The 20,344-nt window shown below is 47.5% G+C and carries 23 protein-coding genes and 1 other annotated feature; of the genes, 6 read left to right on the top strand and 17 right to left on the bottom strand.

All coding sequences use genetic code 11. The annotated features are described in order from the left end of the window. Positions 1-78: 78 nt before the first annotated feature. Positions 79-702 carry a DapH/DapD/GlmU-related protein gene (locus CES81_RS10580; RefSeq protein ID WP_089121727.1) on the bottom strand — a complete coding sequence of 208 codons (624 nt, stop codon included), beginning with the start codon at positions 700-702 and terminating at the stop codon, positions 79-81. Positions 703-772: 70 nt separating this feature from the next. Between CES81_RS10580 and CES81_RS10575 the strand changes: the two genes are divergently transcribed. Both CES81_RS10575 and CES81_RS10570 read left to right on the top strand, forming a co-directional pair. Further along, positions 773-1,969, top strand: coding sequence for an NAD(P)-dependent oxidoreductase (locus CES81_RS10575; protein ID WP_225356386.1), 1,197 nt, complete (start codon positions 773-775; stop codon positions 1,967-1,969). A 92-nt stretch (positions 1,970-2,061) separates the two neighbouring features. After that, positions 2,062-2,676 carry a DedA family protein gene (locus tag CES81_RS10570; RefSeq protein WP_089089198.1) on the top strand — a complete coding sequence of 205 codons (615 nt, stop codon included), beginning with the start codon at positions 2,062-2,064 and terminating at the stop codon, positions 2,674-2,676. Positions 2,677-2,817: 141 nt separating this feature from the next. Here CES81_RS10570 and CES81_RS10565 read toward each other — a convergent pair whose 3' ends face one another. From CES81_RS10565 to hisJ, 13 genes are all read right to left on the bottom strand, one after another. Further along, positions 2,818-3,912, bottom strand: coding sequence for a PTS sugar transporter subunit IIC (locus tag CES81_RS10565; RefSeq protein ID WP_089121726.1), 1,095 nt, complete (start codon positions 3,910-3,912; stop codon positions 2,818-2,820). 260 nt (positions 3,913-4,172) lie between these two features. Further along, positions 4,173-5,036: an AraC family transcriptional regulator gene (locus CES81_RS10560; RefSeq protein WP_089089196.1), complete on the bottom strand. Its 864-nt coding sequence runs from the start codon at positions 5,034-5,036 to the stop codon at positions 4,173-4,175. A gap of 170 nt (positions 5,037-5,206) precedes the next feature. Further along, entirely contained in the window at positions 5,207-6,283 is a 1,077-nt protein-coding gene (gene hisC, locus CES81_RS10555; RefSeq protein ID WP_089121725.1) for a histidinol-phosphate transaminase, read from the bottom strand. 11 nt (positions 6,284-6,294) lie between these two features. Then, on the bottom strand, positions 6,295-6,615 hold the full coding sequence (gene hisE, locus CES81_RS10550) for a phosphoribosyl-ATP diphosphatase (RefSeq protein WP_089089194.1): 321 nt from the start codon (positions 6,613-6,615) through the stop codon (positions 6,295-6,297). Position 6,616: 1 nt separating this feature from the next. Further along, complete coding sequence (gene hisI, locus CES81_RS10545; RefSeq protein WP_089121730.1) at positions 6,617-6,952, bottom strand: phosphoribosyl-AMP cyclohydrolase; 336 nt, start codon at positions 6,950-6,952, stop codon at positions 6,617-6,619. 2 nt (positions 6,953-6,954) lie between these two features. After that, positions 6,955-7,713, bottom strand: a complete 759-nt coding sequence (gene hisF, locus CES81_RS10540; RefSeq protein ID WP_089121724.1) for an imidazole glycerol phosphate synthase subunit HisF — start codon at positions 7,711-7,713, stop codon at positions 6,955-6,957. Next, a complete protein-coding gene (gene hisA / locus CES81_RS10535; RefSeq protein ID WP_089121723.1) occupies positions 7,703-8,431 on the bottom strand; it encodes a 1-(5-phosphoribosyl)-5-[(5-phosphoribosylamino)methylideneamino]imidazole-4-carboxamide isomerase in 729 nt (242 codons plus the stop codon). The genes hisF and hisA overlap by 11 nt, the downstream gene beginning before the upstream one ends. Further along, positions 8,409-9,035, bottom strand: a complete 627-nt coding sequence (gene hisH / locus CES81_RS10530; RefSeq protein WP_089121722.1) for an imidazole glycerol phosphate synthase subunit HisH — start codon at positions 9,033-9,035, stop codon at positions 8,409-8,411. The genes hisA and hisH overlap by 23 nt, the downstream gene beginning before the upstream one ends. After that, on the bottom strand, positions 9,035-9,619 hold the full coding sequence (gene hisB / locus CES81_RS10525; protein ID WP_089089190.1) for an imidazoleglycerol-phosphate dehydratase HisB: 585 nt from the start codon (positions 9,617-9,619) through the stop codon (positions 9,035-9,037). Before hisB ends, hisH begins: the two co-directional genes overlap by 1 nt. A gap of 11 nt (positions 9,620-9,630) precedes the next feature. Further along, entirely contained in the window at positions 9,631-10,911 is a 1,281-nt protein-coding gene (gene hisD / locus CES81_RS10520; RefSeq protein ID WP_089121721.1) for a histidinol dehydrogenase, read from the bottom strand. Next, positions 10,911-11,549 carry an ATP phosphoribosyltransferase gene (hisG, locus tag CES81_RS10515; RefSeq protein WP_089121720.1) on the bottom strand — a complete coding sequence of 213 codons (639 nt, stop codon included), beginning with the start codon at positions 11,547-11,549 and terminating at the stop codon, positions 10,911-10,913. Before hisG ends, hisD begins: the two co-directional genes overlap by 1 nt. After that, complete coding sequence (locus tag CES81_RS10510; RefSeq protein ID WP_439951293.1) at positions 11,550-12,695, bottom strand: ATP phosphoribosyltransferase regulatory subunit; 1,146 nt, start codon at positions 12,693-12,695, stop codon at positions 11,550-11,552. It lies immediately after the preceding gene. Between the two features lie 54 nt (positions 12,696-12,749). Beyond that, positions 12,750-13,009: a binding site (T-box leader), on the bottom strand. A gap of 135 nt (positions 13,010-13,144) precedes the next feature. After that, positions 13,145-13,987, bottom strand: coding sequence for a histidinol-phosphatase HisJ (gene hisJ / locus CES81_RS10505; protein ID WP_089121719.1), 843 nt, complete (start codon positions 13,985-13,987; stop codon positions 13,145-13,147). Positions 13,988-14,216: 229 nt separating this feature from the next. On the opposite strand from hisJ, the gene CES81_RS10500 reads away from it, so the two are divergent. Next, positions 14,217-15,311, top strand: a complete 1,095-nt coding sequence (locus CES81_RS10500) for a DmpA family aminopeptidase (RefSeq protein WP_089121718.1) — start codon at positions 14,217-14,219, stop codon at positions 15,309-15,311. Here the strand turns inward: CES81_RS10500 and CES81_RS10495 are convergent. The 3 genes from CES81_RS10495 to CES81_RS10485 are packed head-to-tail and all read right to left on the bottom strand — an operon-like array spanning position 15,308 to position 17,318. Next, complete coding sequence (locus CES81_RS10495; protein ID WP_225356385.1) at positions 15,308-16,108, bottom strand: C39 family peptidase; 801 nt, start codon at positions 16,106-16,108, stop codon at positions 15,308-15,310. The genes CES81_RS10500 and CES81_RS10495 overlap by 4 nt on opposite strands. Then, the gene (locus CES81_RS10490; protein WP_089121717.1) at positions 16,093-16,560 is read right to left on the bottom strand and encodes an NUDIX hydrolase; all 468 of its coding nucleotides are present in this window, start codon (positions 16,558-16,560) and stop codon (positions 16,093-16,095) included. Before CES81_RS10490 ends, CES81_RS10495 begins: the two co-directional genes overlap by 16 nt. Before the next feature lie 17 nt (positions 16,561-16,577). Continuing rightward, complete coding sequence (locus CES81_RS10485) at positions 16,578-17,318, bottom strand: response regulator transcription factor (RefSeq protein ID WP_089121716.1); 741 nt, start codon at positions 17,316-17,318, stop codon at positions 16,578-16,580. 196 nt (positions 17,319-17,514) lie between these two features. Here CES81_RS10485 and CES81_RS10480 point away from each other — a divergent pair, with 196 nt between their 5' ends. The 3 genes from CES81_RS10480 (at position 17,515) to pstA (ending at position 20,344) form a co-directional block, all read left to right on the top strand. Next, positions 17,515-18,396 (top strand): phosphate ABC transporter substrate-binding protein PstS family protein, encoded by an 882-nt coding sequence (locus CES81_RS10480; protein WP_089121715.1) that lies wholly within the window; start codon positions 17,515-17,517, stop codon positions 18,394-18,396. A 140-nt stretch (positions 18,397-18,536) separates the two neighbouring features. Continuing rightward, entirely contained in the window at positions 18,537-19,460 is a 924-nt protein-coding gene (pstC, locus tag CES81_RS10475; RefSeq protein ID WP_089121714.1) for a phosphate ABC transporter permease subunit PstC, read from the top strand. Then, positions 19,457-20,344, top strand: a complete 888-nt coding sequence (gene pstA / locus CES81_RS10470) for a phosphate ABC transporter permease PstA (protein ID WP_089121713.1) — start codon at positions 19,457-19,459, stop codon at positions 20,342-20,344. Before pstC ends, pstA begins: the two co-directional genes overlap by 4 nt.

Genomic DNA, 20,344 nt, shown 5'->3' with positions numbered 1-20,344 from the left:
GTTGCCTAGAAGAATAAAACTATTTAGTTCCAACTTTTTGGGTACACGTCATTCGCTAGGGCTCCTTTCTCAGTTCTTTTACTTCAAATGCTTGGCCACAAATTCTTTAATCGGCAATCTAAAATCCGCGTAATTAGCTTCGAGCTGTTTTCTCGACCAATCCCACCAGGCAATTTTTTCCAGATCAGCTTTGATTTCATCAGGGAAACGATCTTTGATTTTTTTACCGGGAATCCCGCCAATGATCGTGTAGGGTTCAACGTCCTTGGTGACTACCGCGCCTGCGCCGACAACGGCACCGTCGCCAACGGTCACGCCAGCTTGAACGACCACATCATGGCCTAACCAAACATCGTTGCCGATCACCGTCTTGAGTTGCCGACGTTTCTGCAAAAACGCCTTATCAGGCTCACCAAACCCATAACCTGCCCCATTATATGCAAAAATGTGCTGACTTGGTCTATTATAAGGATGATTGGTTGGTCCGATGCGAACCATCGCAGCCATACTGATAAATTTTTTCAACTCACTGTTCTGGATAAAGCATAATTGACCCGTATAGGTATAATCATCGATAGTGGTATTATCGATAAAATTCTGACTGCCAATTTCAACGTATTGGCCGAACTTGGTGTCCTTTATTTGACCGCCCTCACCAATGGTGGGATGATCCTTTGAAAGTTCCACGTAATTGATATGCATAACCCTCACTCCTGACTTGAATCTTAAACCTATTATACTCGAAATTCGACGTTAATTTTGGAGGAAAAATATGTCTAAAAATATCTATCAAGTAAAAGCAATCGATGAATTTGATGTCAGTGAATTTGCTGACAATGTCTTCCAGCTTAAAGATACCAGCACTCCCGACGCGATCCTCGTCCGCAGCTCGAAGGTCCCCGACCAGTTGATCACCCCGCACTTGCTGCTGGTCGCACGGTCAGGCACTGGCACTAATAACATCAATATTGACGCCTGCACGCGCAACGGCACCGCCGTTTTCAATACACCCGGTGCTAACGCCAATGCCGTCAAAGAACTGGTGATCCAAGCCCTGTTTGCTACCGCACGGCCACTACAGGCAGCTATTGAGCATACGGCCTCACTGACGGGTGATGATCTTCAGGCTCAAGCAGAAGCCACCCGTTACCAGTTCATCGGCAACGAACTGTTCGGTAAAACCATCGGCATCATCGGCCTGGGCGCAATTGGCCAGCGGCTTGCAAATAGCTGCTATCACTTAGGCATGCAAGTTGTGGGCTATAATCGCAGCCCCAAACAGCTGCAGGCCGTCCAGCAATTAGAAACCGTCGATGAAGTTGTCGCGGCAGCCGATTTTGTGGTTCTTCTGTTACCCTTAACTGACGAAACTAAGGGGATCATCGGTACGAATCAGTTTCGATTAATGCGGCAAAACGCCATTCTCCTGAACTTTGGCCGCGGTGAACTGGTTGATAATCAAGCAGCCATTACCGCGCTGGATCAGGGACAATTTCAGCAGTACATCACTGATTTCCCAGCCAAGGAACTGAAGGACCAAAAACACGTGATCACGTTACCGCACCTAGGTGGCAATACCGTGGAAGCACTGTCTAAAAGTGCTAACTTAACACTGCAAAACACCCGGGATTTTCTGGAAACCGGGATTATTCGGTCTTCCGTTAACTTTCCAACCGCCGACTTACCTTTTAACAGTCCTTACCGGCTAACCATTTTCTTCAGATCACGAACCTCATTTTGGAATGACGTTGCTACTATTCTGAGCCAGTACCACGTATCAACACTTGAAATGATCAGTAATATTCGCAATGATTACGGCTATATGCTAGTCAACGTTGCCCCGTCACCTGATTCTTTTAACGCACGTCAAACGACACAGCTTTTGGCTGACCTTAGACACATTGACGGCACCTTACGCGTTCGGCTTTTAAACAATCCGTCGCAGGTGATCCCCGACTTGAATTCTTAAGAATACCCAAGCCCTGATCACCAAGATTGACCAAGCCATCAAAACTTCGGTAAACTAAAAGATAGTCCCTGACTACGTTATAAGGAGCGCCTATGAATACTCAAACCATCATGACACTCATCGATCAATACGGTTACCTGGCAATCGTTTTCTTAATTGCTCTGGAAAACGTGTTTCCACCCATCCCTTCCGAAGTCGTGCTTACTTTTACCGGCTTTTTAACCCTGACCAGTCATCTGACCGTCTGGGGGGCCATTCTAGCTGCCACAGCGGGTTCGATACTTGGCGCCATCATCTTGTACGGCGTTGGCCGGCTGGTCTCTGTGGAACGGTTGGACCGCTTCGTTGAGACCCGTATGGGCCGTTTGCTTCGCTTAAAACAGGCAGACATTGAACGTGCCGGCAACTTCTTTAATCGACGCGGCAACGTTGCTATTTTTTACGGCCGATTTGTTCCGGTAGTACGCAGTCTGATCTCCATTCCAGCAGGGATGGCTGAATATCCTTTCTGGTCGTTTGTTAGCTTATCAACGCTGGGAACCCTGATCTGGAACACCGTGCTGATCACCGCTGGCAGACTAGCTGGTACTCACTGGAAAGTCGTCTTAGGCTGGTTTGAAGAAGCTTCCGTAGTTATCATAGTGGCTGTCATCGTCGTCTCCTTATTGGGATTCATTTACTACTACCGGAAAAAACGTCATCCTTAAATTAAAAGAACTTGTATATTAACTCTACATTGACAAAAACACCATCCCGATAAAATTATCGGAATGGTGTTTTGAGTGTTATATTCTGGGATCTACCGAGTTGTGTCACAGCCTTTTAATTTTTCTGTGCCTAATTGAAACTTAAACGATTTCCAAATGAAGCTGCTCGCTTTTAACCCAATCAACCGCAACCAGCAACCGGTATACGACAAGTGAGATAACTGCTGGTGCCAAAACTGCCATGACCATGTAGGCAATGAACATTGGCATACTGCTTGACGCCAAGTTGATCGGCGCAATCAGTGAATTTAGCCCCAAGCCACCAAGTGTAAAGGGCACTTTAAAGCCAAAGAAGACGGTTGCCAGCGGTGCACAAACCCCGGCAGCAATAAAGGATGGAATTGCCAAACGCGGATTCTTCAACAAATTCGGAAATTGTACCTTAGGTGTGATAATTCCTTGAGCGATGTTAGCTCCAAGTTCGTTTTGCCGCCACGAGATAGCTGTAAAGCCAACGAATTGGGCGGTAGTACCAACCAAAGCCGCACCGGCTGCTAAAGGTGACAGCATAACGGCAACTGACAGCGCGGCCGACGATGCCGGCGTCATCAAAAACAGTGACCAGGCAAGTGAAACACAAACGGAACCAACAACGGGGTTAACCTGCATTGATTGGGCAATGAAGGCACTCATCCAGTTCAAAGCGGGCGTGGTAACACTGGCGAGTCCAAGACCGGCAATCGACCCGACCAAAGTCGCTGCTAATGGTACTAGCATCATATCCAGCGGCGTTTTACCAGTTAAATACTTCCCAACCAATACGGCAACCAGCCCGGCTGCAACGGCACTGATGGGTTGCCCAGTGGTGAAGATCCCTGATTGAGCCGCCTCAACCATTTGATTTCCGGTTGCGGTCGCAGCGTGCATTGACGCCCCTGTGAAGTAAACCGCATTAGCACCGACAGTCGATGAAATCATGGCGCTAAAGAGTACCAGTGTGTTGACCCTCATTTGTGACGCAATTGCGGCACCAAATGCGGGTGCCAGTAACCATTGGGCAATGGAGCCGACTTGATATAAAGCTGTCCAATGAACAAAGTTAGCAATCGACTGTGTCAACAGCCCAATCCCTAACATGACCAAAACGGCGTTTGAAACGCCAGCTGAAACCTTATAAACATAATCCATCACTGACATTTTTTCCTCAGTGTCAGTTGCTGCTTGTGTACTTTCCATATGTATGACCTCTCTTTTTGCTGCTCTCTATGAGAACTATGTAGTAAAATTAGAAAGCAATTAAAATATTAATGCTCCTATTAAACCATCAGTATAAGAATATATCAATGGTTTTCACAGCAATTTTTAACTTTGTTATCATAATCTGGCTTATCCGGTCTCAGCGTGACCTAAATATGTCCAAAAAAACAACGCCATCTTGAAATCAAGATGGCGTTGTTTGGCGTCTGCGAGTTCTCTAAACTCCCCTGTCACTATGCTTATTTCACGTTCTGACGATACTTCGTCGGTGAAACGCCCGTGTACTTCTTAAACGACGTTGAAAAATAATAGATGTTTTGAAACCCAACATTCAGCGCAATATCTTCTACCGAGGCATCCGTATTTAAAAGCCATTGAGCTGCTTCTTCCATCCGGTACTGCATCAAAAACTCCGCTGGCGATAGCCCAATCGTTTGTCGTAGCACCCGCACAATATAGTTGGGCCGCGCATCAAAGTGCTCACTTAACGTAGCAGCGGTAATCTTCTGATTGAAATTATTTTTCAAAAATTTCTGAATTGCCAAAGAAAGCTGAGTCAGCTCATTTTTGGCATTGTCCTGCGTTTGCAGACAAGCCAATAGTTTAATGAAAATTTCCTGGGATTCAAAAAATTGTTTAGAATTGCAATTTAGTTCTTTGGAGACCAATTGGTCCACCATGGGGTAGACCTTCTCGGGCTCATCGATCAAACGCTGCTGCATTAAAAACAACGTCTGTACCGGTACCGGCGGATGAAGCATTAACGTTTTCATGGAATTCTTTGCTGGTGTTAATGATGATTGTACGTGCCAGTCGCCAGCAACATAGGCGTATATCCAGTCTAGCTTTACTGTCTCTTCATCAGACCACCACACGTATTTATGATATCCTGGCGTCATAATGAAGATCTCGCCTTCATCAACCTGCTGTTCAACGCCATCCTGCACGATAGTGAGGCGTCCTTTGCGTACGAAAGCGAACACAAAGTACTCTAAGTGGACCTGTTTCACTTTATTGCCATCAGGCTGAAGTTCAACCCGGCGCCCCTCAACAAAAGTTGGTAATGGCAGACAAGACAGCGAAATATATGCAGTCTGTGCCATACTCCGTTCCTCCTAACCGTATTCGCATTCTTTGAAATTATCCGACATGTGTTGTCATAGATTTATAAAAACTCCACCTTTATTCTAACAATATCAGGTACGTTATAACAATAAAAAAGTGTTACTAAATCCGTTATTTTTTCAGGATTAGTAACACTTTTTTATAATTATTACTTTTTAATAAATTCACTAATCAACTTTTGAACTGCCTGATTATCAGCCGGCTGACCAACCGTAATTCTTAACCAATCATGACCTAGACCGGTACGCACAAGGTAACCATTTTGAAGGAGCTTTTGACTAAGTTCCGCCGCGTGATCAACCTTAAAAAAGACAAAATTGGTTTGTGACGGATAACTCATTAAGCCGTGCTCTTCGAAAAAGTCCATCCACTTCTGACGCTCATCAGCAACCGTTTTGACGACCCGTCGAACAAATTGCTGATCAGAATAGGCCGCATCCGCTGCAATTTCTGCAAACGTGCTTAGATTGTACGGCAAGCGTACCGTTTGCAGTATTTTTGCCAGCTGAGGCGCAACTACTGCAAAGCCGACCCGAAAGTTGGCTAAACCGTATACTTTGGAGAACGTCCGCAAAACCACTAAATTATCGTATTTTGGCAACAGGTCAACCACTGAAGTCTGCTTCTCAGCCGTTACAAAATCAATGTATGCTTCATCGACGATCACCGTGACCGAACTTGGCACTTTCGCCATAAAGGCTGCAATGGCTTGGTGAGTGACATACGTTCCCGTTGGGTTATTAGGATTACACAGCCAAACCATTTCAGTTGCCGGTGTGATTGCTGCCAGAATGCCACTTAAATCAGTCGTCCCAGAAGCGTCTACCGGCACATCAACCATTTTGGCACCCTCAATCTTAGCGTGAAGGGCATATTCAGAAAAAGTCGGCTGGGTTAAGATCACCTCATTACCAGGTGAAAGCAGCGTTCGGGACAATAACTGGATAATTTCGTCCAACCCGTCACCGAAAACTAACGCCTCCGGATCAACGTTCAGACCGTTGGCAATTGCCTGCCGCAAACTGGTTACTTCACTGTCCGGATAACGATTAGCATCCTTAACGCCCCAGTCCATGATTGCCTGCGCAACTTTAGGGGAAGTTCCCCACGCATTTTCGTTTGCTGACAGGCGGACTAGTTTGGTTAATCCCTGCTCTTTTTTCATTTCTGCAATTGTCTTTTCCGGAATGTACGGCTTCAGTTTTTCAATCGTTTTTTTGACCATTCGCGTTCCTCCTAAAGATCTTTAATATCCCGGCGTTCCTTAGTTTTACTCATCAGGCCTTCACGTTCAGCAAGCTCCCGTTTGATCTGATCAACACTGATGCCGCGGTCAGCCATAAGGACCAGCACGTGATAAGCCAGGTCAGCAACTTCGTAAACAAATTCATCGTCGCTATCGTTCTTAGCTGCCACAACGACTTCCGTCGACTCTTCGCCGACCTTCTTCAAGATTTTGTCCAAGCCCTTTGTGAACAAATAATCGGTATATGACCCCTTTTTAGGATTCTTTTTACGGTCTAAAATCAATTGATAAAGTTCATCTAAGTCTTGCATATTATTTTCCTCCTGCTGAATGAGTTTCAATATCACGATAGAAGCAGCTGGTATGGCCCGTGTGACACGCTGGGCCGGCTGGATCAACACGCACTAATAAGGTATCTTCATCACAATCGATCTGGATGGCCACGATCTCCTGTGTATTCCCACTGGTTTCACCTTTGTGCCAAAGTTCTTGCCGACTGCGAGACCAGAACCAAGTTTGGTTCGTTTCCAAGCTTAACTGGTAACTTTTTTCGTTCATATAAGCCAGCATCAAAACCTGCTTTGTTTTATCATCCACAACGATGGTCGGTACAAGGCCATCCGCGTATTTATCAAAATCTGGTACCAACGTCATCGTACTGTCACTCCATCCTTTTTTAACGCCGCCTTAACGTCCGGAATCGTAAACTCACCAAAGTGAAATACTGAGGCTGCTAAGGCTGCATCAACATCCGTTTGTTTAAAAACATCGTTGAAATCCGTAATCTTGCCGCAGCCGCCCGACGCGATAATTGGCACACGCACAGCTGCTGTCAGGGCTTGATATAGCGGAATGTCAAAGCCGCTCTTAGTGCCGTCTTTATCCATGCTGGTCACCATCAGCTCGCCAGCACCGGCTGCCACACCCTGTTTGGCCCATTCGATCACGTCTAAGTCGGTCGCCTCACGGCCGCCATTGACGTAAACCGTGTAGCGCTGCTTTTTAGGATCCCACTTACTGTCGATCGCCAGGACAATGCACTGTGCGCCAAATTTTTCGGCTCCTGCGGAAATCAGTGACGGATCACGAACGGCCGCCGAATTCACAGCAACCTTATCCGCGCCAGCCTTCAGCAGCCGTTGCATATCGTCAACGCTATGAATACCACCGCCCACAGTCAGCGGCATGAAAACTTGACCGGCAACTTTTTCAATGGTATCCACAATGGCAGGCCGCTTTTCGTTAGTTGCCGTGATGTCTAAAAAGACCAGCTCGTCGGCACCCTGTTTTTCATAAGCGGCCGCAATCGCCACCGGATCGCCGACATCGGTTAAATGAACAAAGTTAACGCCCTTTTTGACCCGGCCATGATCAACGTCCAGGCAGGGAATAATTCGTTTAGCTAGCATCGGCTGACACCTCCGCCAACGTTTTTAACGGTAGATCACCGGTTGCCATTGCCCGGCCGACGATAGCTGATTGAATACCATCATCAGCAAGACGCTTCAAATCGGCAACCGTTGTAACACCGCCAGAAGCAATCACTTGGGTGGTTGGAAAGGCCCGTTGCAGCTCACCTAACAGCTTAACGTTCGGGCCGCTTAGCGTACCGTCCTTGGTAATATCCGTTACCACAAAATTCACCACGCCAACCGCGATCATGGAAGTCATCAGCGTACTCATGGCCACATCGCTTTCTTCGAGCCAGCCGGAAATGGCCACCTTGCCATCTTTGCCATCGATACCAACAACGATTTGGTCGTTGCCAAACTGCTTGACGGCTTCCTGGACCAACTTAGGATCAGTGAGGGCCGCGGAACCCAGAATCACCCTCGAAACGCCGCTGGTCAGGTAGCCATTGATTTGCGCTAATGTTCGGATACCGCCGCCCACTTCAACTTTTAAACCGGTTTCCGCACAGATCTGTTTGATAAGATCCCGGTTGACTGGCCGGCCGCTCTTAGCGCCGTCTAGATCAACCAAGTGAAGCCGTTTTAAACCAGCCGCTTCGATCTGCTTCGCCTGGGCTAGCGGATCTTGTGAAATCACGGTCGTCTGCTCAAAGTCGCCCTGATACAGGCGCACACTTTGCTGATTTCTTAAATCAATTGCGGGAATAATTTCCATTAGATACCAACTCCTTAAACGCGGCCAAGCCGTTTAACCCGATTCGGCCGCTCTTCTCTGGGTGAAATTGCATACCGATCACGTTTTGATTACGCACGATACTCGGCATCTTGATGCCATAATCGTTTTCCGCCAAAATGTACTGCGGCTTAGTTTTGACGTAGTAAGAATGAACAAAATAGGTCGCTTGCTGATCAAAACCATCCGCAATCGGATCTGACTGCGTCACTTGGTTTTGATCCCAGCCCATGTGCGGTACCTTAACGCCGAGATTTTCGGGAATCGCAACGACTTCTCCGGGAATCAATCCCAGCCCGGCCGTTTCACCGAATTCAAAGCTGCGGTCAAACAGCAGCTGCATTCCCAAGCAGATTCCCAAAATGGGCATCCCGCTTTGGGCAGCGTCTTTAAGAACCGGGATCAGCTCACGTGCTTTCAACGCCTCAACCGCCTTGCCAAACGCACCGACCCCTGGCAGGATCAACCCGTCAGCCTTCAAAATCACGTCTGGGTCAGCTGACAGCGTATTGGGAATGGCCAGAAAGTCCATGGCTTTTTTGACGTTTCTGGTGTTCCCCGTGTCGTAATCAATAATCGCAATCATCAAATCACTCCCTTAGTCGACGGCACTCCTTTGATCTCCGGATTAATGGTCACTGCTGCTCGAAGTGCCCGACCTAATGCCTTAAATAACGTTTCAATTTTATGGTGGGTGTTTCTGCCGTATAAGACTTCTGCATGCAGGTTTAATTCAGCGTTAAACGCGAAGGCCTGAAAGAAGTCTTCAGTCACTTCGGTATCGTAATCGCCCAGCTTAGGATTCGTCAGTTCAGCTTTAAACACGAGGTAGCTGCGTCCGGACAAATCAATGACGACCCGGCTTAAGGTTTCGTCTAAGGGGATCAGCGCCGAACCGAAACGTTCAATGCCGACCTTGTCGCCTAAAGCTTGCTTCAACGCCATGCCTAAAGCAATACCGACGTCTTCAGTCGTGTGGTGCGGATCAACGTTTAAATCACCATGGGCCTTAACAATCAGGCCAAACCGGCCGTGACGGGCAAAGGCATCCAGCATATGATCCAGAAAGCCGATCCCGGTATCAATACTGATCGTATCGTAATTATCTAAGTTCAAACTAAGCTCAATTTGAGTTTCGTTAGTGTTACGTTTAACCGTTGCTTCTCTCATTGTGGGCCTCCCTAGTTAAACCGTGATTCAACGGCACGTGCGTGGGCTTCAAGGCCTTCAACCCGTGCAAGCGTCGTAATGGCCTTTTCTTCCTTCTTCAAGGCTTCCCTTGAGTAAGTCACAAACTGCGTCCGCTTAACAAAGTCGGAAACCCCCAGTGGCGAGAAGAACCGTGCAGTTCCGCCAGTTGGCAAAATGTGGTTAGGACCCGCAACATAGTCGCCCACGGGTTCTGACGCATTGAAGCCCAAGAAGACGGAACCGGCATTCTTAATTTGATTGAGATACTGCATAGCATCTTCCAGCTCAATCTCCAAGTGTTCCGGTGCAATGGCGTTCATGACGGTGAAGGCCTCATCAATATCATCAACGACCGCAATAAAGCCCTTGTTTTTGACCGCGGCACTGGCAATTTCTTCACGTGGTAAGGTCTTGACCTGACGATCCATTTCATCGCTGACAGCTTGGGCAAACTTTTCACTAGGTGTGACCATCATTGGCCGCGCCATCTTGTCGTGTTCAGCTTGAGAAAGCAAGTCAGCCGCGACTTCTTTTGGATTGGCAGAATCATCCGCGATCACCCCAATTTCTGATGGACCAGCGATCATATCGATATCGACCTGACCAAAGACCTGTTTCTTGGCCACAGCAACGAAGATGTTACCAGGACCCGTAATCTTATCCACTCGCGGAATGCTTTCGGTCCCGTATGCCAAAGCAGCAATGGCTTGGGCACCGCCAACTTGGTAAATTTCATCAATACCGGCAATCTTGGCGGCAGCTAATACGGCTTGGCCAATCCCGTCTTTTTGCGGCGGTGTCACCATGACGATCTTGCCGACGCCAGCGAGCTTGGCTGGGATCACGTTCATCAGGATAGATGATGGATAAGCGGCAGTGCCACCGGGAACGTATAGGCCCACAGCAGCTAACGGTGTAATCTTTTCACCCCGGACAACACCTTTTTGCTCAGCATCAACAAAACCGTTTTGAATCTCCTTCTTGTGGTAACTGACAATATTGTTCTTAGCTAGATTCAAAGCGTCGAGTAAGTCCTGATCGGCGTTTTCATAAGCATTGTCAATGTCTTTTTGCGGTACGCGCAGGTCGTCCAGCTCAACCTTATCGAACTTACGGCTGTATTCCTTTAAAGCTTTGTCACCATTTTTAATGACGTTTGCAATAATTTCTGAAACGGTTGCTTCAACTTCTGGCTGATTGGCTTGCTGATCAGTTTGACGGTCCACTTGTTTGAGTAATTCATCTAAAGTTTGGTTTTTTAAAATTTTCATTATTCCTTCACTCCTAATTTATTTTTGGCTTGCTGTAAGTTTTCGACTAACGTTCTGATTTCTGAATGATACTGCTTCAAGGCGAGCCGGTTCACTACCAGCTGGGTACTTACCGGTTGCAGTTCCGCGTAGACGTGCAAATTATTTTCACGCAGCGTGGTCCCGGTCTCAGTAATATCCACGATGGCGTCCGCTAAGCCAATCAACGGTGCCAGCTCCACCGAGCCTTCGATCCGAATGATCTCAACATCTTCACCGATACTTTGAAAATACCGTTTGGTAATATTGGGATACTTCGTTGCGATGATCTTTCGGCGAACTTGCTGAGGATCAAAGTCACTGGTAGATGCCAGAACAAATCGGCAGCGGCCAACACCCAGGTCGAGCATCGCGTACTGGGTATTATTCTGTTCTGCTAAAATATCGCTGCCGACGATTCCCAAATGAACGGATCCGCTATTGAGATAGGTGAGTACGTCCGGGCCTTTAACTAAAATCGTTTCGTAAACCGGATCTTCGTCAAAAATCAACCGCCGTCCCTTATTCCGAATGCCGCTGCAGTCAATACCGCTAGCTTCCAGCAAGGGGACAACTTGTTTTTCCACCCGGCCCTTGGTTAAAGCAATTTTAATTGGCATTTACTCACCTTCTTTCGTTAAATCTAACAGCTGCTGATTATTGCTAACGGCGATCCGGTTAGCTTCTTCGCGACTATCAGCCAGGCAAAGGGTGCTGTTAGGCGTCTGCTTCAGGACTGTTTCAGCTTCCTGCCACTGATCCGAATTAAAGTAGATCAACGTTTGCTTCGACTGCTTTGGCAGCGGCACCCGGTCTGCCAGCGCGTCAACGTCAAACGCGAGGCCAACGGCTGGTTCTTTGATCTGCTGGAAACTGGTCAGCAGATCATCATAACGGCCACCGCTAAATAGGTAATCCGATGCGTTTTGCGTATAACCGCGGAACGCCATGCCGGTGTAATAACTCTGCGGTGACGGAATACTCAGGTCAAGCACCACTCGCTGTTCCGGTGCCATTTGTTTAATAAACTGATTAACGGCATTCAGGCTTTTGATCACCGTCTGCACTTGCGGGATCTTCGGCAGCTTCTGAACCACTTTGATCACCGTATCGAAATCGCCGAACAGCCAAGGCCATTCGCTTAAGAACTCGCCAAATTCGGTATCTGCTAATAATTCCGAAATTTGGTTGTAGACGGTTAAGTCCTTAGCAAACAGCGCTTGCTTGAGTGCTATCTTAGTCGGTTGGGGCACTGGCAGGGCTGCTAAGACCCCTTCCACGAATCTGGCATCACTCAGTTCCAAGGTCATCTCTTTAATCCCGTTAGCCTGGCAACCAGCCAGTGCAATGGTCAAGCACTCCAGTTCACCTTTGAGGCTGCTGTATCCGACTAATTCAATGCCAGCTTGCGTGACCTGGTTATAGCTACCGGACAACTGCTTTTTCACCCGGAAAACGTCGCCGCCGTAGTACCACTTAACCGGTAGCTCAACTCCCGTCGTACTCATCATCCGTGCTACCGGTAACGTCAAGTCAGGTCGTAATACCAACGCTTCTCCCTGTTCATCAAGCAGCTGATAGGGCCGGTAATTGTCCAGGTTCAACGGTTTAAAAACGTCAGCGTATTCAAGGATCGGTGTCGTCAGCTTGGTGAAGCCACGCTGCTTGAAGATTGAAAACAGCTGGGTTGAAATGTTTTCCTTAACGGCCGCTCGCGGACCAAATTCATCCCGCGTTCCGTTGGGTAAATTTCGATTTTTTATCATGTTGCTCTCCTTCCTGATCAAACAAAAAGTCCTCGCAAACTAACTTAGTTAGTTTACGAGGACGATTTCATCGCGGTTCCACCTCAATTTGTCGCCACCTCACGATGACGGCCTTACGTTGCCAATAACTAGTCGTTGAAGAAACTTCAAGAACAGTTAAGGTAACCCTGATAACGCTAAACATGCGGAGCAGCTTACTTTGATTCAGCTGATCAGTTCATAGAGGTGTTTCGTTGTCCCAATCACCTGGATTCCATCAGCCCAAGCTCTCTTCGCATTGGTGTTCAACTACTTTTTCTAATCACAACTTATTTTGTCATTCAGTTTTAATTGTTGTATATAATTTAACACCAAATTCTAATTTGTCAACGCAATTTCTCATTATTTTGGGCATCACGTTTTAAGCAACTGCCCTTCTGCCCAATGCAGCAAGTCTCCTGACCATTAAATTATTTTTTATTTATCATAGCCATTAACGTATGATAACCGTGGCCCACCTCTTTAATACTATGGGCATCACTGCCGTAAACCAGTGGGATCTGCATTTGCTGTGCCTGCTTGAGGATCTCCCAATCCGGATAAGTCTCGTTGCAAAATTCCTTGTAAAGGCCGGCAGCATTGTAATCAAGCTCATCACCCCGCCGTTTTACAGCCTGCAGTAATGCCGTGATCACCTTTTGAGTCTCGTTATCATAAGTACGCGGCAGCCCAAAGTAATCCTGGAACTTTTTGATCAGTGTAATATGCCCGATTCGCTTAGGCCCATACGGTCCCAGATCCGCGTCAACAGCTTCGATCAGCGCTTTAAAGTACTGGCGGTAAAGGGCTTGGCCGTCCGCGGCTTGCGTTAACAACCCCTTTTTAAAGTCCGCCAAAGTATCATCGACACACCAGAACTGATCGTCAGTTCCCCGCATAAAATGAACCGAGAGCACACTATCCGTTGTCTGCGGGCCATATTCGTTTAGGAAATCCCGTGTCCACTGCACGTGATCGGGCAAGAAGTCTACTTCAAAGCCAACGTTGATGTGAATTTGCGACCCGTATTTCACCTGCATCTGCCGTACCTTCTTGAAGTAAGCCGGCAGATCATCCATTGCCATTGACGCTTCAGTATACCCCGTTTCCAGTCCGGCATACTCTTTTCTGAAGGCCGGCGGCATCGGTGCGTGTTCCGTAATACTGTAGCTTTTAAAGCCCAGCCGAATCGCCTTTTGAATCATTAACTCCACGTCATCACCACTGCCATGGGGACAGAATTCCGTGTGTGAATGTCCGTCTTGTTTCAGCATCAAATTCCCCCTTCGTTTTAATTGTTCTAGTTGTAACATATTTTGTCATCAATGTTGTGCTTTACTCCTTCATTTGTAAAAAGGCCTGCCAGTAAGGTTAAAATCCAGCCGCCATTACCAGTAAACTGTGACATTTTCAAAGAATACTTGCTATAATGAGTTAGATTATCTCACTGTTTTATCATTTTAAAAAATTCCCAACAGTCACTCAATTAAAGGAGGCACTATTTTGGGACTCACAAAACCCTTTCTCGATAAAATAAGTACTGACACCGTTCGTGGCCCGTTAAACCTGATTACTGACGTACCCGGTGTTTCAGTCGGTCAAACAACTTTCAATAGCGGTACCCACCATACGGGTGTCACCGTTGTAAGGCCTACTAACGACAACGTCTTTTTAAAGAAGCTGCCAGCTGCCGCCCACGTGATCAACGGCTTTGGCAAAAGCACCGGTCTGGTTCAGATCAACGAACTGGGCACGCTGGAAACACCCATTGTGTTAACGAACACCTTCGCAGTCGGCAACGCAGAAACAGCCCTCGTTGAAGAAATGATGTCAGAAAATACGGCGATTGGCGACACCACCGGCACGGTCAATCCGGTGATCCTGGAATGCAATGACGGTGACATCAACGACATTCGCGATATTTTCATTACCAAAGAAGACGTCTCAAACACCCTGCATCACACGGGCAAATCATTTGATGAGGGCACCGTGGGCGCCGGCGTCGGCATGAGCTGCTACGACCTTAAGGGCGGGATTGGTTCCGCCAGCCGGGTCATCAAGATCGACGGCAAGCCCTTTACGATGGGCGCCCTGGTCCTGTCCAACTACGGTTTTCTGCGTGACCTCAATATTTATAACGTCCCGGTGGGTGAAAAATTAGACGCCTTTAACGCTGAAAAAAAGCAAAAAGAAAAGGGCAGTATCGTTACCGTTTTAGCAACCGATATCCCCTTTAATTCACGCCAACTGACCCGCATTGCTAAACGGGCCAGTGTCGGTATCACCCGGACTGGCGCGTTTATCGGTAACGGCAGCGGTGAAATCGTAGTCGCCTTTTCAACGGCTAACCGGGTGGCACACTATCCTAAGACCGAACTCACATCTCAAGCTGCCATCAGTGACGACAAAATCGACCGTTATTTCCGGATGACCGTTTCCGTAGTTGAAGAAGCCGTTTTGAGTGTGCTAACGCACGCCACCACAGTCACGGACCGTAAGGGTAAGCCTCGTCTGAGCCTTCACGATGCACTGCAGGCCTATCAGGACGAGCATCACGATCCCGACATCTCGCGTTTGCAATCCCAGCTGGGCCTTTAACCGATTTTAACGGCCCAATGTCGGGCGTCATACGCTTTTTTAAAGCGGGTCATACTCAGCCAGTAACGACCGTCAATGGGATCCGAAACGTGCAGCAGCTCACCAAAAAAGCCATCAACAAGCACCGCGTGATTATTGCTTAGTGCCTGACCAAATGAATATTGGCCCCATTCCGGGGTCTCAAAACCCACGGTGACGTACGCCACTATGGGCTTTTTTTGTTGTAATAAAGACGGCATCTCCTCAGCCGTCATCCCGCTCACGTCACTAACGGGCGCATAGTTTTTGCCCCATGATACTAACGGTACCGGAAAAATTGCTTCGAAGTGTCCGGCAACGTCTTGATCCGGCTCCCCGCCAAAACCATGATAGGGATTGTAATCCGCAGCCCTTGGCATCGTTTTTAAAAAGCTCAAGTAATCAAATTCAGTGGCGTAGCCCTTAACGTGCAAGCCTTCTAGTAAGGCCGCCGGTTCGCAGCCGTTTGGCATCTGCCACCAAAGCTGGTTGATGTTTTCCGCGTTTAAGTTAAGTGGCTGCTGACCCTTTTCAAGTGCCATATGCCACAAGTCAGGATCAAGGGTCACCGCATTCTTCAAGATATAACGGCCACTAGCTAACTGATAAAAATGCGCCCCCTGGTCATCGGTCACTTCTCGACTCACCGTTACGCCGGTCAGCGCATCTACATAAGCAATTGGTTGACCATCAGCAGCCACGATTGCCGTATGATCTTGAGTCACACAGCCGCTTTTTTGTTGAGGTTGGTGTGGCGCTAAGTCTAGCCGGCCTGCCATGAATTCACCTCATCGATCACAGCTTGAACCATTTTATTCGACTGACCGTTAAATAAGGTTGGCACTTTGTCCAAGTCAAAATATTTAACCCGCTTGGTTTCGTCGGTCACGTGATCCAGCGGTTTGCCGCCCGTTTGACGAACTAAATACAAGGCGGTGATAAGCTGTGTTTGGTCGCCGTTTGGATAAGTGTAAAAATCGTCATCAAATATCCGGAGTAACTTGAGGGGTTCGACTTCAATGCCTGCGTCTTCAAGATACTCTCGCTTACAGGTTTCGACATAGCTTTGGCCAAATTCCATGTAACCGCCAGGAAAGCTCCAGCCGCCAGTATCCGCCCGTTCCTGCAACAACAAGCGATTATGATCGTCTAAAAGTGCGCCGGCTGCCGTATTTAAAATCATCGGCCGATGCCCGACTAACGCTCTGATTTCGTGAATATAGTCCGCCATAAAACCACCCTTTCCACTTAAGTGTTCGGTTTTATTATAGCAGTTAGCTGCTCGCCTGTATCTTCCTCAGCCAGGCTTTTAAAGATGTAGCCGAATCCGCGGACCGTCTTTAACCACTGGGGATGCTTGGCGTCGTCTTCAATGAGTTTACGCAGCTTGCTGATATGTGAATCGATGGAACGCAACGTGGAATCCCGGCCATTACGCCAAACACCCTCAGCAATCTGAGCACGTGTCAGAACAACGTTTTCGTGTTGCATAAAATAAACCAGCAACCGAAAATCAACGGGACCCATCGTGAGCTTCCGTCCGTTCACTGTGATCATATAGTGCTGAAAATCCACTTGAAGCTGCCCCGTGTTTAAAACTTCACGGTTCTCCTCATGCGGTTGATAATAGCGCCAAATCCGCTGTTGAATCCGCGCTTTCAGTTCACGATCAGCCATCTCTAACGATAACAATTCGTCAAAGTGAAAGCGGCCAAAAATATCACAGACCACGGCTAACGCCAATTTTTTACGGTGAATGGCTAGCAACGGCCCGCGAAACTGCTGACGCATTAAAAAGAGGGTCTCGTTGCGGTGACCAAAAGCAAAAAAGTGGTCTAAATCCAAAATCATCAACGTTTGACTATCGCGATTTAATAAGAAGTCTGGCAAATAAGTCGGACTGCTAATGACTTGCCAGTCGGTCATCATCTGTTTCAGTCGTTTTAAGAGATTAGCGTTGTCACTAATCAGCAAGATGCTTTTTTCCATGAGACTTCCTCTCTTCTATTCAGTTTCTATCATAGTTATCCCACGTTTCTACGGTTAGCAAAACCCGTTTTACATAAACTTTACATGACCAATACATTAACTTTACGCTGGCATTTTATACTGACCTTGTGCTTAGGAATTAACCTTTCCCAACCACAATAATTTAAAAGGGGAACGTGCTCATGCATAAAAAACATTGATTTCCACGCTAGTTGCATTTAGTCTTGCCGGCTTACTATTAGGAGGCTGCAGTTCAAAATCAAGTCAGAAATCATCTTCTGACAGCACTAAAGCTGCCAAGGTCACCAAAGTGACGGCGGTTGGTTCAACCGCCCTTCAACCACTCGTTGAACAGGCAGCACAGGACTACCAGGCCTCAAACAAAAAAGTGAATCTCACCGTTCAAGGTGGCGGTTCCGGAACGGGTTTGAGCCAAGTTCAGCAAGGTGCCGTTCAAATTGGCAACTCTGACATCTTTGCGGAACAATCATCGGGTATTAAAGCTAACAAACTTGTCGATCACAAGGTAGCCGTTGTCGGGATGACCCCAGTTGTTAATCCCAGCACGGGTGTTACTAACATTTCAATGGCCCAGCTGCGTGACATCTTCACCGGTAAAATCACTAACTGGAAACAGGTTGGCGGTAAAGATCAAAAAATCTCCGTTATCAACCGTGCCCAAGGTTCTGGGACTCGGGCAACCTTTGAAAGTGCTGTGCTAGAAGGCAAAAAAGCCGTCACTTCTCAAGAACAAGATTCTAACGGTACCGTGCAAAAACTGGTTTCATCAACCCCGGGTGCCATCAGTTACTTGGCCTTCTCATACGTCAACGACAAGGTTAAAGCCCTTTCGATCGGTAACGTTAAACCAACTGATAAAAACGTCACAACTAACAAATGGACGATTTGGTCATATGAACATATGTACACCAAAGGTCAACCAAATAAAGCCACTGAAGGCTTCCTCAAATACATGAATTCGGGTAAAGTCCAAAACAGTCTCGTTCATAAACTTGGCTACATCAGCATTCACGACATGAAAGTCACCAAAAATGCCAAGAACGTTGTGACCAAATAATTAATTTAAACCAACCATAAGCGGAAAATCAGGTCACCACCGTCAGCCTTGATTTTCCGCTTATCTATGGCCCACCAGCACGAATTTCACCGTTCCTGCTGGCTTTGAAACCAGTGCATTGTAATATAGGGGGAATCCTTATGGATGAGATTCAAAAAAAGTTAACCGCACCTTCTAAAGCGTCCCGAGAAGACGTTACTGGTCGAATTATTAGCTACACCTGCATTGCCGCGATCATCATCTTGGTCATCAGTATTCTGTATTTCATTACCTCACGCGGTATTGCCACCTTTACAACCAACCACGTCAGCCTCTGGCAGTTTCTGTCCGGCAAGGAATGGAATCCCGGCACTTTAAATGCCAAGGGACAACCGCAAGTCGGTGCTTTGCCCATGATCGTAACGTCGTTTAGTGTCACCATTCTAGCGGCCTTGGTGGCCACCCCATTTGCCATTGCGGTGGCACTTTTCATGACTGACATTGCGCCTAAAAACGGCGCTAAGTTTCTTCAGCCGGTCATTGAACTGCTGGTCGGGATTCCATCAGTCGTCTATGGGTTCATCGGCTTGACCGTGGTTGTTCCTTTTATCCGCCACCTTTTTGGCGGAACCGGATCAGGAATACTAGCCGGGACCATCGTCTTATTTGTCATGGTCCTGCCGACGATCACATCCTTATCAGTGGATGCCTTGCGCGCTGTGCCCACGTACTTTCGCTCCGCTTCCCTAGCACTAGGCGCCACCCGGTTTCAGACCATTTATAAAGTTCTCCTGCGCGCTGCCATGCCGCGCTTATTGACCGCGGTTATTTTTGGGATGGCACGCGCCTTTGGGGAAGCACTGGCCGTTCAAATGGTCATCGGTAACGCCGTATTAATGCCTCGCAACTTAGTGACGCCAACATCAACCTTAACCAGCCAATTAACCACGAACATTGGTAACACCATCATGGGAACTTTGCCCAACAACGCACTCTGGTCGTTAGCACTGATTTTACTGTTAATGTCTTTAGTGTTTAACCTGCTGATCCGCTGCATTGGAAAACGAGGTGAAATTAAGTCATGACACCCAATCAGACCGACCGTATCGCCACTCAAGTGATTAATGTGTTAGTCCTCATCGTCGTCTTGATTTTAATGTTCTTACTAGGAGACATCATTCTAAACGGTTTTCCCCATATCAGTTGGCATTTTTTGACCTCGCCATCCAGTCCTTTCAGTGCTGGCGGTGGTATTCGTGACCAGCTGTTCAACTCACTTTATTTGCTGATTCTAACTCTGATCATCTCCTTCCCATTAGCCCTCGGATCAGCAATCTATTTGGCTGAATACGCTGGCAATAATTGGCGTACCGGCCTGATTCGAACCGCCATTGAAGTCTTAAGTTCACTGCCTTCCGTGGTCGTTGGCTTATTTGGCTATCTGCTATTCGTTATCCAGTTTCACCTTGGCTTTTCAATTCTCTCCGGTGCTATTGCCCTGACCTTTTTCAACCTGCCACTGTTAGTTCGCAGTATCGAAGGTTCCTTGCACGCCGTTCCAGACACTCAGCGTGAAGCCGGCATGGCACTGGGCCTTTCCAGCTGGCGAACAATTCGGAGCATTATTTTACCCGCTGCTTTACCGGGTATCCTAACCGGCATTATTCTAAGTGCCGGCCGGGTCTTTGGCGAAGCCGCAGCTTTGATCTATACAGCTGGTCAAAGTGCGCCGATCCTGAACTATGCGGATTGGAATCCAACTGACGGCAGCAGTTTTTTGAACCCCATGCGGCCAGCTGAAACTTTAGCCGTACACATTTGGAAGGTGAACACTGAAGGCGTCACGCCTGATGCTATCAGTATTTCAGCCGGTGCATCCGCCGTACTTATTATCGTTATTCTACTGTTTAACTTCGGTGCCCGGGCAATTGGTGCCCATATGTACAAAAAAATGACTGGAGGAAAGTGA

It is taken from the genome of Secundilactobacillus pentosiphilus, assembly GCF_002217985.1.
GTDB lineage: Bacteria > Bacillota > Bacilli > Lactobacillales > Lactobacillaceae > Secundilactobacillus > Secundilactobacillus pentosiphilus.
Note: the sequence above shows the minus strand (reverse complement) of the source record. Positions and strands in the feature narration are given on the sequence as shown.